Genomic DNA, 17,020 nt, shown 5'->3' with positions numbered 1-17,020 from the left:
GAAAATCCAGCCTTTTCTATTTTTTATTTATTCATAACTCAGTTGAGGGTAGAGTTCTTCTTGTTCTGCAGAGGTATCTTTGAGAAGGAAAATGGCCCATAAGAGAGCAAGGATAAAGACGACTAAGCCAGGGATCCCGCCTTCAGGTCCAAACTCACCACCTGTGATAAAGGTCCGGTTTGAAGTCGTGAAGTACATCAGAGAGGATTCACTATCAAAGCCGCTGACATGGAAGCCGTAGACATTTCCCATGATGAAGTTCCAAGCGAAGTGGAAGCCACAAGGTCCCCAGATATTTCCTCTCTTCAAGGCATAGACAGCTGTGAAGAGACCGAAAACGAAGAGGTGAACTGTTGAGAGCCAGGAAGCTCCGTTGTTGTTCAAGTGGAAGTAGGAGAACATGGTAGAAGAAATGAGGATGGCTAAGTAAGCATTCTTATGGTAAGAAATAATCGGAATCAACCAACCACGGATATAAATTTCTTCGGCTGCCGTTTGAAAAATATAGCCAATCAGAACCAAGATCCAAGATACGAGGAAAGGAAGACTAAATTGAATACGATCGAAACGGACATCACCAGTGATGAAGAAGACGATTAAGACCGTAGTAATCATAATGGCACCGACCAAGACCCCCTTAGCGAATTCGGAGAGACCATTTCCTTTGGAAAAGCCCATGGTTCGAACCGGTCGTTTTTCAATGAGTTTCACCCAGAGGAAGAAGGCGATGATGGTGTAGAGGAAGGACAAAAGATCCAGAATATTCCACCAGTCGGGAATCCAACTTTGTTTGTTCAAAAAGAAGTTTGTGGAAGCAGTACTGATCGGAGACATGTACTGGGTGATGTAGTAGAGAATAAAGGGAGCTAAAAACCAAGGGGTTAAAAACTTCCCTTTCTTTACATTAGAAACGAGAGGGTTACTTTTGGAAAGAAATGAAAAACTCATAAAGGACCTCCTTATAACTGGCAGGGATTAGTAAGAAAGTCGGAAATTAGGTACCAAAAAAGGTTTCTTTCATTACTAATCAGGTAGCTTCGTCAAGAAATATATCAGTCTCCGTCACTTCCTTTCTATAAAATAGTTTGGACTTCCCACGATAGGCATATATATTATGTCCTTCTCCTCTATTATAAACCTATCTGAAAACGTTTACAACCCCTTGCCTGCATCTTACTCAAAAAAATGAAATAACTTCCTCTTTTTCATCTCCAAGTCAGCGAGCGCTATCGTATATTTTTTGATATAATGGTAGTATTAACTTTAAAGGAGTGCTAGTTGCAAGGAACGATTGTTAAAGCCTTGGCCGGTTTTTATTATGTGGAGTGCGAGGGAAAAATTTACCAAACACGCGCCCGAGGAAATTTCCGGAAAAAGGGACAAACTCCCTATGTTGGAGATAAGGTAGAATTTTCAGCTGAAGAAAATTCGGAAGGCTATATTTTAAAAATATTCCCAAGAAAGAATAGCTTAGTCCGTCCACCCATTGTGAATATAGATCAGGCTGTTGTCATCATGTCTGCCAAAGAGCCAGATTTTAATGTTAATTTATTGGACCGCTTTTTAGTCCTCTTGGAACAAAAAGTGATTCATCCGATTGTCTATATTTCAAAAATGGACTTACTAGAAGATCCAGATCAGATGCTTCCTTTCCAGGAAGTCTATCGCAAAATGGGCTATGACTTTGTCACTGACAAGGAAGAGCTCTTGCCTCTCTTGAAGGATCAGGTGACGGTCTTTATGGGCCAAACAGGAGTGGGGAAATCCACCCTCTTGAATACCTTGGCTCCGGAGTTGGAACTAGAGACAGGAGAAATCTCCGACAGTCTTGGACGCGGCCGCCATACGACGCGAGCTGTCAGTTTTTATGATCTCAATGGGGGCAAAATTGCGGATACCCCTGGCTTCTCCTCTCTAGATTATGAAGTCGATAATGCGGAAGATCTCAATCATGCTTTTCCAGATATCGCCAAGGTGAGCCAGGCTTGCAAGTTCCGTACTTGTACCCACACACATGAACCATCCTGTGCCGTCAAGCCCGCTGTCGAGGAAGGGATCATAGCTTCCTTCCGCTATGAGAATTACTTACAGTTCTTAAGCGAGATCGAAAATAGGCGAGAAACCTACAAAAAAGTATCGAAAAAATTACCAAAATAAGGAGACCTGAAGAATATGAAAACAAACAAATTAGCCCCTTCTATCTTGAGTGCAGATTATGCAAATTTTGAAAGTGAATTGAAGAAATTGGAAGCATCTGGTGCAGAGTACGCTCACATCGATGTGATGGACGGCCACTTTGTGCCTAATATCAGCTTTGGTGCTGGTGTAGTTGCTAGTATGCGTCCTCACAGCAAGCTAGTGTTTGACTGCCACTTGATGGTTACCAATCCTGAGCAACATATCGAAGAGTTTGCGCGGGCCGGAGCAGATATCATTAGCATTCACGTCGAAGCGACGCCACACATCCATGGCGCCCTTCAAAAAATTCGTTTGGCAGGGGTGAAACCAAGTGTGGTCATCAATCCAGGAACCCCTGTTGAAAGTATCCAACACATCTTGAACTTGGTAGATCAAGTACTTGTCATGACTGTCAACCCAGGATTTGGTGGGCAAGCCTTCCTGCCAGAAACCATGGATAAGATTCGTCAATTGGTTCAATTGCGTGAAGAAAAAGGCTTGGATTTCGATATTGAAGTCGATGGGGGAATTGATGATAAGACGATTCACGCTGCGAAAGAAGCAGGGGCAAACGTCTTTGTAGCAGGTTCCTATGTGTTTAATGGAGATGTGAATGAACGAGTTCAAACCCTTCGAGCAGCCATCTAAGACTAAGGTTGCGATTGTAGCTGGAGGCCGAGTGGAAACCATTCTGCTAGACTTGGATGTTTATGTCGGGGTGGATGCAGGTTGCCTTTTCCTATTAGAGCAAGGATTGGAACTATCTTTAGCAGTTGGAGATTTTGACTCGGTCGAGCCAGAAGAATTCCAGAGGATTCAATCTGCGGCTCACGAATTACGGACTTCGGTAGCAGAAAAAAATGATACGGATCTGGAATTGGCGATTAAGGAAGTAGTAGAACGTTGGCCTCAAGCAGAAATTCTGATTTTTGGAGCCTTTGGTGGTCGCCTGGATCACCACTTGGCCAGCGTTTTTCTGCCCAGCGATCCAGAGATTGCACCCTTTATGTCGCAACTTTACTTGATGGATCAACAAAATTATCTCTGCTATCGTCCGGCAGGCCGACATACCATTCTGCCTATAGCAGGCTATACCTATGTAGCTTTTATGCCAGTTGAGGGAGCTTCTATCCAGATTGAAGGAGCCAAGTATCCCTTAAATCAGACCAATTATTTTAAAAAGGCTATTTATGGTTCCAACGAGTTTATCAATCAGCCGATTACCTTAACCATTGATCGAGGCTACGCCCTTATCATTTATAGCAAGGATGGGAAATAAGATGGAATTAATCCTTTTTGTATTAGGAGTGGGAAATCTTGTCTTGCTCTTCTTGCTCTACCAGCAACGGACAGCTGATAACAAACAGGTCCGTGACTTACTGGAGGACCAAGAAGATCATCTTTCGGATCAGCTGGATTACCGATTTGAGAGAGAGCGACAAGCTCAGCAAATCACTGGCCAGCAGATAGAGATGGCGATTAGTGACCGTCTTATGGAATTACGGACAGAAATGCATCAGCAAACGACTGCTTTACGAGCAGAACTTGCTGAGAATTTCACTAAAAACCGAGACAAAACGGACGAGCGGATGCAACAGATTCAAGCTTCCAATGATTTGCGGTTGGAGCAGATGCGTCAAACGGTCGAAGAAAAGTTGGAAAAAACCTTGCATAGTCGTCTTCAAACCTCCTTTGAGACGGTCTCCAAACAATTGGAGTCAGTCAATAAAGGTCTTGGGGAAATGCAGACGGTCGCTAGAGATGTAGGAAGTCTCAATAAGGTTCTTTCTAATACGAAAACCCGTGGGATTATGGGAGAACTCCAACTGGGCCAGATCATTGAAGATATCCTAACTCCCGCCCAATATGAAAGAGAGTTTGTAACAGTTCCCCATTCGAGCGAACGCGTCGAGTACGCCATCAAGATGCCTGGTCAGGTCAGAGGGGAATACGTCTATCTGCCAATCGATTCTAAGTTTCCTCTGGAGGGGTATTACCGACTGGAAGAAGCCTATGAAAGTGGGGAGAAAGAGGAGATTGAACGCTGTCGCAAACTCCTATTGGCTAGTATCAAACAATTTGCCAAGGACATTCATCAAAAATACCTCTATCCACCTGCCACTACTAATTTTGGGATTCTCTTTTTACCGACGGAAGGGCTCTATTCAGAAGTGGTCCGCGACCCAGCCTTCTTTGATCGCCTCCGAAGAGAGGAGCAGATTGTCGTCGCGGGGCCAAGTACACTTTCAGCTTTGTTGAATTCCCTATCGGTTGGATTTAAGACCCTGAATATTCAACGAAGTGCGGATGATATTAGCAAGGTCCTTGCATCCGTCAAGACGGAGTTCCAAAAATTTGGAGGCATTTTAGAAAAGACCCAACGACAGTTGAAGCATGCCTCTGGCAACATTGATGACCTCTTAAACCGAAGAACAAATGCTATCGAGCGCACACTCCGAAACATTGAAACGTCAGAGAATCTAGATATAGCAAGCCTATTGAATTTAGAAGATGGAGAAGATGATGGTCAAAATTAATCAAATGAAAAAAGACGAATTGTTTGAAGGTTTCTACCTCATTAAGTCAGCAGATGTTCGTCAGACACGTGCTGGAAAAAATTATCTTGCCTTTGTCTTCCAAGATGAGACAGGCACAATCGAAGGAAAATTGTGGGATGCTCAGCCACATAATGTGGAGCAATTTCAGGCTGGGCGTGTGGTTCATATGAGTGGCCGTCGGGAGGTCTACAACAATACGCCTCAGGTCAACCAGTTGACCTTGCGGTTGCCTCAAAGTGGGGAGCCATCAAATCCAGCAGACTTTAAGGAAAAACCTCCGGTAAATCCAGTCGATTTGAAAGATTATCTATCAGGGATGATTTTCAAAATAGAAAATCCAGTTTGGCAACGAGTGGTGCGGGCGCTATACAGCAAGTATGACAAAGAGTTCTACTCTTATCCTGCGGCCAAAACCAACCACCATGCTTTTGAGACTGGCTTAGCCTATCATACAGCCACCATGGTTCGTTTGGCTGAGAGCATCTCTCAGGTTTATCCTCAATTAAACCAGAGTCTCCTCTATGCTGGCATCATGCTCCATGATCTTGCCAAGGTACTGGAGCTATCAGGGCCTGAAAATACAGAGTATACAGTTCGAGGCAACCTCATCGGGCACATCGCTCTAATCGATGAAGAAATTACCAAGGTCTTACAAGAGTTGAAGATTGACGATCAAAAAGAAGATGTGATCGTGTTGCGACATGTGATTTTGAGTCACCATGGTCTACTAGAATATGGTAGCCCGGTTCGTCCAAAAATCATGGAAGCCGAGATCATCCATATGATTGATAACCTAGATGCAGAAATGATGATGATGACTTCTGCCTTAGCTTTAGTGGGCCCTGGTGAGATGACCAATAAGATTTTTGCCTTGGACAATCGCTCCTTCTATAAGCCAAATTTAAAAGATTCCTAATAAATAGGAGCCAAAAAGGTCACTCTTAGTTTGTTAGTAAAAAAACCAAAAACGAATGTTGTGAGACTAACAATGTTCGTTTTTTGGTATAATATGGTATAATACAATAAAAAAACTATGTGGAGAGAAAATGAAACTAAGAAGAAGTGAGCGGATGGTTGTGATTTCGAATTACTTGATTAATCATCCCTACGAATTGACGAGTTTAAATACATTTGCCGAAAAATACGAATCTGCTAAATCATCTATTTCTGAGGACATTGTCATTATTAAACGGGCCTTTGAAGAAATGGAAATTGGAAGCATTGAAACTCTTACCGGTGCAGGTGGAGGGGTCATCTTTACACCATCGATTTCGGATGCAGATTCAAAAGAAATCGTCCAAAATTTGTGCGATCAACTGTCAGAAAGCAACCGGATTTTACCAGGTGGTTATATCTACCTTTCGGATTTGCTAAGTGATCCAAAAATCTTAAATAATATTGGGCGCATTATTGCCAAGGCCTTCCGAGATCAAAAAATCGATGCAGTCATGACGGTGGCCACTAAGGGTGTCCCATTAGCAAACGCGGTAGCCAATGTCTTAAATGTTCCTTTTGTCATTGTACGACGCGATTTGAAAATTACAGAAGGCTCAACGGTCAGTGTCAACTACGTATCTGGTTCCAGTGGCGATCGGATTGAGAAAATGTTCCTATCAAAACGTAGTTTGAAAGCTGGAAGCCGTGTCCTGATTGTCGATGATTTCCTTAAAGGAGGGGGAACTATCAGTGGGATGGTTAGTCTCTTGGCTGAGTTTGATTCAGAGTTGGCAGGAGTCGCTATTTTTGCGGACAATGCTTCGGCTAGAAGTAAAGATTTATTCGATCACAAGTCACTTTTACGTGTGACCAACATTGATGTAGCAGAAAATAAAATTGATGTAGAAATCGGAAATATTTTCGATAAGAACTAAGGCTGGAGAGGGAGAAAGGAAAATGAAAACAATTTTAGACCGTTTTGATCGTAGTCCCCTATGGCTTCGATTGGCAACGATATTCATCTTGACAGGAGTTCTTGTCGGTGGACTTTATACGGTTCGTAAAAATTCTGCAGACCAAGTTACAGTAGTGAAGCAAGAAACCAAAAAAACAGGTTCTCTTCCTATTAAGAAAAAAGACCCTAAAAAAGCCAAAGAAGAAGAGGAAGCGAAAATCGCTGAAGCGGCTGAAAAAGCAGTTGCTCATTTTGAAACCACAGCAACTCAAGAAACCTTAACCGCTGCGCAAGAGGCTGTAGAAAAAGTGAAGGACGAAACCAAGAAACAGGCCTTTCAAGCTCGTATTCAGTACATTGTAGACTATTACGGAATGCAAACCAATCAGAATACTCAATCAACTGATACGAATCAAGCTAGCCAAACGGTTCAACCTCAACAAGTCGTTCCCGCAGAAGTCCCTCAGTATCAGTCCAATGAGGTTCCTCAGGTTTCGAATGCTACCACACCAGCTGTAACGCAACAAACTGAACAATAATCTAGCGCGGTTTTAGGAAGAAGCAATCGTGCAAAAAAGAGAAAAAAATCTTGACAGTGAAAGTACCGCTATGTTACAATAATAGATGGTACTTTTTACTTTTGGTCTCTCAAGAGTGTACAGGGACGTGCTGACAAATGTTGCAAAAGTACACACAGATGATAGCTGTCACCAAGTGTATCATCACCAAAAATAAAAAAATACAGGAGAATGTAGATGCCTACAATTAACCAATTGGTTCGCAAACCGCGTAAATCAAAAGTAGAAAAATCTAAATCACCAGCTTTGAACGTTGGTTACAACAGTCATAAAAAAGTTCAAACAAACGTTTCTTCACCACAAAAACGTGGTGTTGCAACTCGTGTTGGAACAATGACACCTAAAAAACCTAACTCTGCCCTTCGTAAATTCGCTCGTGTACGTTTGAGCAACTTGATCGAAGTTACTGCCTACATCCCAGGTATCGGACACAACTTGCAAGAGCACAGCGTGGTGCTTCTTCGCGGTGGACGTGTAAAAGACCTTCCAGGGGTACGTTACCATATCGTCCGTGGTGCACTTGATACTGCAGGTGTTAACGATCGTAAACAAGGCCGTTCTAAATACGGTACTAAACGTCCAAAAGCATAAGGAAAGGGGATAAAGAGAAATGAGTCGTAAAAATAGAGCTCCAAAGCGCGATGTATTGCCAGATCCGCTTTACAATTCACAACTAGTTACTCGTCTTATCAACCGCGTTATGCTTGATGGTAAACGTGGTACAGCAGCTTCAATCGTTTACGGTGCTTTTGAGCAAATCAAAGAAGTTACTGGAAATGATGCGCTTGAAGTATTTGAAACAGCAATGGAAAACATCATGCCTGTACTTGAAGTACGTGCACGTCGTGTTGGTGGATCTAACTACCAAGTCCCAGTTGAAGTTCGTCCAGAACGTCGTACAACACTTGGACTTCGTTGGTTGGTAACCATCGCTCGTCAACGTGGTGAGCACACAATGGTTGATCGCCTTGCTAAAGAAATCTTGGATGCTGCAAACAACACTGGTGCAGCAGTTAAGAAACGTGAAGACACTCACCGTATGGCTGAAGCTAACCGTGCCTTCGCACACTTCCGCTGGTAATAAAATGATACTAAGAGCGGCAAAGGCCCCATGCAAAAATAGGAAACTGATGCAGTGTTCCATGAATACAAAGCAGTTTATCTTTTTTGCGCCGGGCCTCGCTCGGGTTCAAATCGGCTAACTAACTTTAGCCTGGGTTCAATTGAGCTCAAATCAGCTAAACCAAACAGAATAAACAATGAGAACGGGTAGGTCCTGCCTATCCGTTTTTGTTAAATCATGTTATAATAGTATAGAAATAAAAAATATAGGAGAACAAAACCTCATGGCACGCGAATTTTCACTTGAAAAAACTCGTAATATCGGTATCATGGCCCACGTCGATGCTGGTAAAACAACTACAACTGAGCGTATCCTTTACTACACTGGTAAAATTCACAAAATCGGTGAAACTCACGAAGGTGCGTCACAAATGGACTGGATGGAGCAAGAGCAAGAACGTGGTATCACCATCACATCTGCTGCGACAACCGCTCAATGGAAAGACACTCGTGTTAACATCATCGACACACCAGGACACGTGGACTTCACGATCGAAGTACAACGTTCACTCCGCGTTTTGGACGGTGCTGTAACGGTTCTTGACTCACAATCAGGTGTTGAGCCTCAAACAGAAACAGTTTGGCGTCAAGCAACTGAATACCGTGTTCCTCGTATCGTATTTGCGAACAAGATGGATAAAATCGGTGCTGACTTCCTTTACTCAGTAAGCACACTTCATGATCGTCTTCAAGCAAACGCACACCCAATTCAATTGCCAATCGGTTCGGAAGATGACTTCCGTGGAATCATCGACTTGATCAAGATGAAAGCTGAAATCTACACCAACGACCTTGGTACAGACATTCTTGAAGAAGATATCCCAGCTGAATACCTTGACCAAGCTCAAGAATACCGTGAAAAATTGGTTGAAGCAGTTGCTGAAACTGATGAAGACTTGATGATGAAATACCTTGAAGGTGAAGAAATCACTAACGAAGAATTGAAGGCTGCTATCCGTAAAGCAACTATCAATGTTGAATTCTTCCCAGTATTGTGTGGTTCTGCCTTCAAGAACAAAGGGGTTCAATTGATGTTGGATGCAGTCCTTGACTACCTTCCAAGCCCACTTGATATCCCTGCAATCAAGGGTGTAAACCCTGATACAGACGAAGAAGAAGAACGTCCAGCATCTGATGAAGAGCCATTTGCAGCGCTTGCCTTCAAGATCATGACTGACCCATTCGTAGGTCGTTTGACATTCTTCCGTGTTTACTCAGGTGTCTTGAACTCAGGTTCTTACGTATTGAACACATCTAAAGGTAAACGTGAACGTATCGGACGTATCCTTCAAATGCACGCCAACACTCGTATGGAAATCGAAACAGTTTATTCTGGAGATATCGCTGCTGCCGTTGGTTTGAAAGATACTACAACTGGTGACTCATTGACAGATGAAAAAGCGAAAATTATCCTTGAGTCAATCGAAGTTCCAGAACCAGTTATCCAATTGATGGTTGAGCCAAAATCTAAAGCAGACCAAGATAAGATGGGTATCGCCCTTCAAAAATTGGCTGAAGAAGATCCAACATTCCGCGTTGAAACAAACCCTGAAACTGGTGAAACAGTTATCTCTGGTATGGGTGAGTTGCACTTGGATGTCCTTGTTGACCGTATGAAACGTGAATTCAAGGTTGAAGCAAACGTTGGTGCTCCTCAAGTATCTTACCGTGAAACATTCCGCGCTTCTACACAAGCACGTGGATTCTTCAAACGTCAATCTGGTGGTAAAGGTCAGTTTGGTGATGTTTGGATCGAATTTACTCCAAACGAAGAAGGTAAAGGATTCGAGTTCGAAAATGCGATCGTCGGTGGTGTGGTTCCACGTGAATTCATCCCTGCAGTAGAAAAAGGACTTCAAGAATCTATGGCGAACGGTGTTCTTGCGGGTTACCCAATGGTTGACGTGAAAGCTAAGCTTTACGATGGTTCATACCACGATGTCGACTCATCTGAAACTGCCTTCAAGATCGCGGCATCTCTTGCTCTTAAAGAAGCAGCTAAATCAGCACAACCAGCTATCCTTGAACCAATGATGCTTGTAACCATCACAGTTCCTGAAGAAAACCTTGGGGATGTTATGGGTCACGTAACTGCTCGTCGTGGACGTGTAGACGGTATGGAAGCACATGGTGCAAGCCAAATCGTTCGTGCTTATGTACCACTTGCTGAAATGTTCGGTTACGCTACTGTCCTTCGTTCTGCAACTCAAGGACGTGGTACCTTCATGATGGTATTTGACCACTACGAAGATGTACCGAAATCAGTACAAGAAGAAATCATTAAAAAAGCTAAAGGTGAAGCATAATTTTACCGTCTAGCTAAAAGCTTTCCTCCTATGAGGAAAGCTTTTTTTTTGATTCGAAAAGAACTTAAGGCCTCTTCCTCATAAGAGATAGTGAAAATGAATATGAAAGTTTGTGTAATATTTCTAATCCTAATGAAATCAGTTGCATTTTAGGGGAAGAAAGTATATAATAATATTGTTGAAAGATGATTTGTAACCTATCAAGTTACTCTTTTCACATAAAAAATTTTTTGATTTTCATAAGGAGGAAATCACGAATGGTAGTTAAAGTTGGTATTAACGGTTTCGGTCGTATCGGTCGTCTTGCTTTCCGTCGTATCCAAAACGTAGAAGGTGTTGAAGTTACTCGCATCAACGACCTTACAGATCCAGTTATGCTTGCACACTTGTTGAAATATGACACAACTCAAGGTCGTTTCGACGGTACTGTGGAAGTTAAAGAAGGTGGATTCGAAGTTAACGGTAAATTCGTTAAAGTTTCTGCTGAACGTGATCCAGAACAAATCGACTGGGCTAACGACGGTGTAGAAATCGTTCTTGAAGCAACTGGTTTCTTTGCTAAGAAAGAAGCTGCTGAAAAACACTTGCACCCAGGTGGAGCTAAGAAAGTTGTTATCACTGCTCCTGGTGGAAACGATGTTAAGACAGTTGTATTTAACACTAACCACGACATTCTTGATGGTACTGAAACAGTTATCTCTGGTGCTTCATGTACTACAAACTGCTTGGCTCCAATGGCTAAAGCTCTTCAAGATAACTTCGGTGTTGTAGAAGGATTGATGACTACTATCCACGCTTACACTGGTGACCAAATGATCCTTGACGGACCACACCGTGGTGGTGACCTTCGTCGTGCTCGCGCTGGTGCAGCTAACATCGTTCCTAACTCAACTGGTGCTGCTAAAGCTATCGGTCTTGTAATCCCAGAATTGAACGGTAAATTGGACGGATCTGCACAACGCGTTCCAACTCCAACTGGATCAGTTACTGAATTGGTTGCAGTTCTTGAAAAGAACGTTACTGTTGATGAAGTAAATGCAGCTATGAAAGCAGCATCTAACGAATCATACGGTTACACAGAAGATCCAATCGTATCTTCAGATATCGTAGGTATGGCTTACGGTTCATTGTTTGACGCAACTCAAACTAAAGTTCTTGACGTTGACGGTAAACAATTGGTTAAAGTTGTTTCATGGTATGACAACGAAATGTCTTACACTGCACAACTTGTTCGTACTCTTGAATACTTCGCAAAAATTGCTAAATAATTCATCTGTATGATGAGAGGAGGGTAACCTCCTCTTTTTTTGTACTTTTTTTAGTTCCTCCTCACCTTATTATAGGATTTGCTAAAATGAATTGACAGACCTCTCTTTAAAGGGGTAAACTAAATCTGAGTGAAGATTTCCAATTCAAAAAAATGTAAGCGAATGCACGCTAGTGGAGGAGGAGTGTTTTAGGAGATTGGAAATCAGTAAAATAAGATGGAGGTCAAGATGAAAAGTCATCAATTTGAAAAACAACAACGTTTTAGTATCCGAAAATTCAGTGTAGGAGTTTGTTCTGCATTGATTGGATTGGCATTTTTAGGAACGGGGGTAGTCTCAGCAGATGAGACGCATGCGACTAATGAACAACCCTTAGAAGCTTCCACAGCAAATACGGAAGATGTCAATCGTTTGATCAGAGAAGCGGGAGTCTACACTGCAGATGCTGCTTTGCCAACTGCAGAAACAGCAAAACCAGTTGAGGTAGCAACTCCAGCAACGACAGAGGCTGGTCCTGCTAGCACAGAAGCTAGCCCGACGACGACAGATACTCTAGCCGTTTCAGCGACGGAACAACCAAAAGTAGCTGCAGAAAAAGTGGAAGATTTACCAACCAATGAAGAAAAACAATTAAGACCGAAAGAGGTCAAGTTTGATACTTGGGACGATTTGTTGAAATGGGAACCTGGTAAACGAGTAGATGATGATTTGAACCAAGCGAGTGTTCCCCTAGCTAGCCGTTTTCAAGGGAAGCAAATCAACGAGCAAGCCAACCCAGAAGCAAAGATCCAAGCCCTTTCTAACATGAACTCAAAGGCTAAGGATCATGCTTCCGTCGGTGGGGAAGAGTTTAAGGCTTATGCTTTTGACTACTGGCAATATTTGGATTCTATGGTCTTTTGGGAAGGACTTGTCCCTTCAGCAGATGTGATTGATGCGGCCCACCGAAATGGGGTTCCCATTTACGGAACACTCTTTTACAACTGGTCTAGTAGCATCAAGGATCAAGAGCGCTTTGCAGAAACCTTGAAAGAAGATAGTGAAGGCTCAAAAACCTTCCCGATTGCTCGTAAATTGGTTGATTTAGCCAAGTACTATGGTTTCGATGGTTACTTTATCAACCAAGAAACAACAGGGAACTTAGTAGAGCCTTTGGGGCCAAAATTAAGAGATTTCCTTCTTTATACCAAGGAATATGCGAAGAGCGTCAACTATCCGATCAAGTATTCTTGGTATGATGCTATGACTTATGAATATGGTCGCTACCATGAAAATGCACTGGGTGAGTACAACTACAATTTCATGCAGCCTGAAAACGGGGAAAATCCTGTAGATACCTTCTTTGCCAACTTTAACTGGGGCAAATCAGAAGTTGATTATTCGATTAGTACAGCCAAATGGATTAACCGCAATCCTTATGATGTTTTAGCGGGTCTCGAACTTCAAAAAGGAGGTTCTTATAAGACCAATGTCGACTGGAATGCGATTCTAGATGAGCATGGCAAGTTGCGTCTATCTCTTGGGCTTTATGCACCTGATACCATTACAGGTCTAGGAAAGACAGGAGAAGGTTACCATACCCATGAAGATCTATTCTGGACTGGTTTCCAAGGGGATCCAACCAAAGGAAAACCAGCAGACCAATCTTGGTACGGGATGTCCAATCTAGTAGTGGATAAAACGCCAATTACAAGTGCTAATTTCAATACGTCCTTTAATACAGGCCACGGCAAACATTGGTTTGTGGATGGCAAGATTTCTAAAGAAGGGGAGTGGAACTACCGTTCTGTTTCTGGCTACCTTCCAACATGGCGCTGGTGGGTAGAGCATAGTGAAGATAGTACGCCATTAAAAGGTCGCTATGATTTTGATCAAGCCTACAATGGAGGGAACTCTTTAACCTTTGAAGGGGATTTGAAAGCTAATAGCAGTCAAAATGTTATGCTCTATTCTACTAAGATTCCTGTGACAGAAACGACAAAATTAAGTGTGTCTCACAAGGGTGGGGTCGGAGCTGCTGCTTGGGTAGCTGTTGCCACAAAAGAAGACTACTCTGAATACGAATGGAAGGAATTGACACCGAGTGCGGATTGGTCTACTCAAACCTTTGATTTGGGAGGCTTGGCGGGTAAGACTATTTATGCCGTTAAGATGTTCTTTGATCATGATGCAGATGTCAAAGATTACAAGTTCAACCTCGGTCAATTGTCGATTACGTCCAACCAAGAAAAACCAGTAGCCCCATCTGAAGTGACTGTTCGGGCAAAACGTCTGCAAAATGCCCAGGAAGCGGAGGCTGTCCTTAATTTTAAAGGGGTTGCGGACGCAGATTATTATGAAGTCTATGAAAAAGACGGCGACAACTGGCGTCTCTTAACAGGGTCTTCTGCGACAACCGTCTATCTACCAAAAGTTAGCCGTTCAGCAAGTGCTGAAGGAACGACTCAGGACCTCAAGGTTGTGGCAGTTGGGAAGAACGGCCAACGTTCAGATGCAGGAACTGTGGCCTTTGATTGGGGTATGACCGTGTCAGATACCAGTCTTCCAAAAGCCCTTGCACCAAACGTGGTGATTGGAGCCAAAGTCATTGGTTCGAGCTTCCCAGATGCGGATGGTAGTGAAGGCATCGAAGGTATGTTAAATGGTACCATTACCAGTCTTTCAGATAAATGGTCTTCTGCTCAATTGAGTGGAACCGTCGATATTCGCTTGACACAACCACGGACCATTGTTCGTTGGGTCATGGACCATGCCGGTGCGGGTGGAGAATCTGTCGACGATGGCAAGATGAATACCCGTGACTTCGACCTTTACTACAAGGATGAAGCGGGTGAGTGGAAGCTCGCTAAGGAAGTTCGTGGCAATAAAGCCCATGTGTCCGACATTACACTCGACCATCCAATCAAGGCTCAAGAATGGCGTCTCCATGTCATTACGGCAGATAACGGAACCCCATGGCAAGCCATCCGGATTTACAACTGGAAGATGTATGAAAGTCTGGATACGGAAACGGTCAACATCCCGATGAAACATGCTGCAGCGCAAAACTTAGGCAATCATTTTGTCCAAGTCGGCTTCAAAGATGTACCGGCCAATACCACACTGACTCTTTATGCCGATAAAGAAGCGACTAGCCCAATTGCGACCATGACAGCCAATCAAGCTGGAAATCTGATCTTTAAACCACTGGCTTTTGAATCAACCCCATCTCTTCTCTACTATCGTGCGCAAGAACCTGGCAAAGATATCAGTAATGTTCTAGCGATCGAAGTTCCAAAAAATGATAAAGAAATTGCGGGACTTCAATTTGAAGATGGTTTGACCAAGAAGGTTTACCGGGAAGGGGATGCTCTTTCCTTGAAAGGGGCGACTCTCCGTGTTCATTATAAAGATGGCCAAGCAGATCAACTGGTCAACCTCACCAACTCAGGTGTAGAGATTCATGGATTTGACAGTAGCAAGCTTGGAGAACAACACCTAGAAGTTTCTTACCTTGGTCAGAAATTGGATAAGACTCTCACTGTTTTTGTGGTCAGTGCAGAGGAAGCAGGTGAAAAAGCAGTTGCTGGTCTAGAATTGACCGACAAACCAAAAGTAGAATATATCGTCGGAGAAGCATTGGAGAAAGAAGGCGGACGCTTTACAGTTGTCTTTGATGATGAAACAACCGAAACGCACGCCTTGACCGATGAAGGGGTTGAAGTAACTGGCTTTGATGCGAGCAAGGAAGGCCGTCAAACCATCACTATCCATTACAAAGGAGCTAGCACAAGCTTTGATGTCCTCGTTAATCCAAAACCAGCTCTCAACGATGAATACCTCAAGCAAAAATTGGCTGAAGCTGAAGCTGCAAAAGCCAAAGTAGACTTTACATTTGCCAGTCCTGAAGTCAAAGAAGCCTTGTTGGCTAGAATGGCTGCTTCTGAAAAACTCTTGAAAGAACATGATACCAGCACACAAGATCAAGTCAATGAGCAGTTGAACCAATTGACCGCTCTCTTGAAAGCCTTGGATGGACAAGCTAATCTAGTCAAAGAGAAAGAAGCTCTTTCTGCTCTGACAGAGGAAGCGACCGCTCTATTAGCAAGTAAGCCAAATCACCCTTCTGGTGACGCTTTGCAGGCACTGGTTGAGAAAAATAAAGAACTCCTAGACTCTTCAGAGCTCACTCCTGAAGCGCTTGCAACCGCAAAAACAGGTCTAGAAACCTTGATTGCGCTCCTGAAAGAAGATAAGCCAGCGGTCTTTGTAGACCCTGTGACTGGAGTCGAAGTTCAGTTCTCTAACTTGGATCCTACTGCTATTAAGGGACTAAAAGTCGCGAAAGTTGAAGCCAATCAGGCAGAAAAAGAAGAGCTGAAGGGACGAGAAGCGACTATCTTTGATATCGAAGGAGTCGATGCAAGTGGTCAGGATGTCGATACCCAGCATCCATCACTTGTGAAAATCCCTGTGGATAAGGATAAAGAAGTGGAGCAAGTTCTCTTCTTCCCAGAAGGTCAAGCACCTCAATCCTTAGCCTTTGAGCGAGAAGGAGATACCGTTATCTTTACAGCTCCTCACTTTACCCACTATGCGATTGTCTATAAGCCAGCAAAAACGGAAGGACCGGATCAACCGATCCAACCAGAAGAACCTGCTAAACCTGATCAGCCTGTTCAACCAGAGGAGCCTACTAAACCGGATCAACCAGCGACACCAGATCAACCAGTTCAGCCGGAGAATCCAACAAAACCAGAACAACCGGATGGCAATCAACCGACACCAGAACAATTGAATCCGACGAAACCAACTGATACATTGAATCAAAAGGAAAACGGACCAGATCTTCTGGATCAACGAGTTCAACAAGTTTTGAGTCGCTATTTAACACCATCTAAAGAAGGAACTTCTCAACAAGATCAAGCTAGCAAAGTTACTGACAAGGAATTGCCAACAACGGCAAGTTTAGAGGCTACGTTTGCAGCGGAAGCTGTTCTCCTAGCAGCGCTTGGTGGCTTCCTCTTAGCTGGCAAGAAGAAAGAAGAGTAACTTTTTAAGCGTTTTGATACTGACTGAAAAGGTCATGATGAATCGTAAACCTCCTTTGTAAAAAACAAGGGAGGTTTTATGATGCAGA

General features: G+C 43.2%; 13 protein-coding genes. 12 read left to right on the top strand and 1 reads right to left on the bottom strand.

Annotated elements, in window-relative coordinates; translation table 11 throughout:
* Nucleotides 1–27 precede the first annotated feature (27 nt).
* The gene (locus QM873_RS01675) at nt 28–948 is read right to left on the bottom strand and encodes a CPBP family intramembrane glutamic endopeptidase (RefSeq protein ID WP_414278688.1); all 921 of its coding nucleotides are present in this window, start codon (nt 946–948) and stop codon (nt 28–30) included.
* A gap of 330 nt (nt 949–1,278) precedes the next feature.
* Here QM873_RS01675 and rsgA point away from each other — a divergent pair, with 330 nt between their 5' ends.
* The 12 genes from rsgA to QM873_RS01615 all read left to right on the top strand — a co-directional run bounded on the left by rsgA (nt 1,279) and on the right by QM873_RS01615 (nt 16,932).
* Nucleotides 1,279–2,157: a ribosome small subunit-dependent GTPase A gene (gene rsgA / locus QM873_RS01670; RefSeq protein WP_414278687.1), complete on the top strand. Its 879-nt coding sequence runs from the start codon at nt 1,279–1,281 to the stop codon at nt 2,155–2,157.
* 15 nt (nt 2,158–2,172) lie between these two features.
* Nucleotides 2,173–2,826, top strand: coding sequence for a ribulose-phosphate 3-epimerase (gene rpe / locus QM873_RS01665; RefSeq protein WP_414278686.1), 654 nt, complete (start codon nt 2,173–2,175; stop codon nt 2,824–2,826).
* Nucleotides 2,792–3,457 carry a thiamine diphosphokinase gene (locus QM873_RS01660; RefSeq protein WP_414278685.1) on the top strand — a complete coding sequence of 222 codons (666 nt, stop codon included), beginning with the start codon at nt 2,792–2,794 and terminating at the stop codon, nt 3,455–3,457. Before rpe ends, QM873_RS01660 begins: the two co-directional genes overlap by 35 nt.
* Nucleotide 3,458: 1 nt before the next feature.
* Nucleotides 3,459–4,715, top strand: a complete 1,257-nt coding sequence (locus QM873_RS01655) for a DNA recombination protein RmuC (RefSeq protein WP_414278684.1) — start codon at nt 3,459–3,461, stop codon at nt 4,713–4,715.
* Nucleotides 4,702–5,652 carry a 3'-5' exoribonuclease YhaM family protein gene (locus QM873_RS01650; RefSeq protein WP_129269931.1) on the top strand — a complete coding sequence of 317 codons (951 nt, stop codon included), beginning with the start codon at nt 4,702–4,704 and terminating at the stop codon, nt 5,650–5,652. Before QM873_RS01655 ends, QM873_RS01650 begins: the two co-directional genes overlap by 14 nt.
* Nucleotides 5,653–5,782: 130 nt before the next feature.
* The gene (gene purR, locus QM873_RS01645; RefSeq protein ID WP_048715719.1) at nt 5,783–6,607 is read left to right on the top strand and encodes a pur operon repressor; all 825 of its coding nucleotides are present in this window, start codon (nt 5,783–5,785) and stop codon (nt 6,605–6,607) included.
* Between the two features lie 22 nt (nt 6,608–6,629).
* Nucleotides 6,630–7,166, top strand: a complete 537-nt coding sequence (locus QM873_RS01640; RefSeq protein ID WP_306474702.1) for a hypothetical protein — start codon at nt 6,630–6,632, stop codon at nt 7,164–7,166.
* 216 nt (nt 7,167–7,382) lie between these two features.
* Nucleotides 7,383–7,796 carry a 30S ribosomal protein S12 gene (rpsL, locus tag QM873_RS01635; RefSeq protein WP_001142332.1) on the top strand — a complete coding sequence of 138 codons (414 nt, stop codon included), beginning with the start codon at nt 7,383–7,385 and terminating at the stop codon, nt 7,794–7,796.
* Nucleotides 7,797–7,815: 19 nt separating this feature from the next.
* Nucleotides 7,816–8,286 (top strand): 30S ribosomal protein S7, encoded by a 471-nt coding sequence (gene rpsG, locus QM873_RS01630; RefSeq protein WP_048715723.1) that lies wholly within the window; start codon nt 7,816–7,818, stop codon nt 8,284–8,286.
* Between the two features lie 265 nt (nt 8,287–8,551).
* The gene (gene fusA / locus QM873_RS01625) at nt 8,552–10,633 is read left to right on the top strand and encodes an elongation factor G (protein ID WP_223357270.1); all 2,082 of its coding nucleotides are present in this window, start codon (nt 8,552–8,554) and stop codon (nt 10,631–10,633) included.
* A gap of 257 nt (nt 10,634–10,890) precedes the next feature.
* Nucleotides 10,891–11,901, top strand: a complete 1,011-nt coding sequence (gap, locus tag QM873_RS01620) for a type I glyceraldehyde-3-phosphate dehydrogenase (protein WP_129269939.1) — start codon at nt 10,891–10,893, stop codon at nt 11,899–11,901.
* A 228-nt stretch (nt 11,902–12,129) separates the two neighbouring features.
* Complete coding sequence (locus tag QM873_RS01615; protein ID WP_414278683.1) at nt 12,130–16,932, top strand: endo-beta-N-acetylglucosaminidase; 4,803 nt, start codon at nt 12,130–12,132, stop codon at nt 16,930–16,932.
* Nucleotides 16,933–17,020 lie beyond the last annotated feature (88 nt).

This window comes from Streptococcus australis (assembly GCF_047463015.1).
GTDB classification, from domain to species: domain Bacteria; phylum Bacillota; class Bacilli; order Lactobacillales; family Streptococcaceae; genus Streptococcus; species Streptococcus australis_F.
The sequence above is the reverse complement of the archived record's forward strand: the minus strand, read 5'-3'. Positions and strand labels throughout refer to the sequence as shown.

What these genes read in the sequence shown, in the direction of transcription:
- QM873_RS01640 (WP_306474702.1), top strand. Translation starts at nt 6,630, where the DNA reads ATGAAAACAATTTTAGACCGTTTTGATCGTAGTCCCCTATGGCTTCGA.
- purR (WP_048715719.1), top strand. Translation starts at nt 5,783, where the DNA reads ATGAAACTAAGAAGAAGTGAGCGGATGGTTGTGATTTCGAATTACTTG.
- rpe (WP_414278686.1), top strand. Translation starts at nt 2,173, where the DNA reads ATGAAAACAAACAAATTAGCCCCTTCTATCTTGAGTGCAGATTATGCA.
- QM873_RS01655 (WP_414278684.1), top strand. Translation starts at nt 3,459, where the DNA reads ATGGAATTAATCCTTTTTGTATTAGGAGTGGGAAATCTTGTCTTGCTC.
- rpsL (WP_001142332.1), top strand. Translation starts at nt 7,383, where the DNA reads ATGCCTACAATTAACCAATTGGTTCGCAAACCGCGTAAATCAAAAGTA.
- QM873_RS01615 (WP_414278683.1), top strand. Translation starts at nt 12,130, where the DNA reads ATGAAAAGTCATCAATTTGAAAAACAACAACGTTTTAGTATCCGAAAA.
- QM873_RS01660 (WP_414278685.1), top strand. Translation starts at nt 2,792, where the DNA reads ATGAACGAGTTCAAACCCTTCGAGCAGCCATCTAAGACTAAGGTTGCG.
- QM873_RS01650 (WP_129269931.1), top strand. Translation starts at nt 4,702, where the DNA reads ATGGTCAAAATTAATCAAATGAAAAAAGACGAATTGTTTGAAGGTTTC.
- QM873_RS01675 (WP_414278688.1), bottom strand. Translation starts at nt 948, where the DNA reads ATGAGTTTTTCATTTCTTTCCAAAAGTAACCCTCTCGTTTCTAATGTA.
- rpsG (WP_048715723.1), top strand. Translation starts at nt 7,816, where the DNA reads ATGAGTCGTAAAAATAGAGCTCCAAAGCGCGATGTATTGCCAGATCCG.
- gap (WP_129269939.1), top strand. Translation starts at nt 10,891, where the DNA reads ATGGTAGTTAAAGTTGGTATTAACGGTTTCGGTCGTATCGGTCGTCTT.
- fusA (WP_223357270.1), top strand. Translation starts at nt 8,552, where the DNA reads ATGGCACGCGAATTTTCACTTGAAAAAACTCGTAATATCGGTATCATG.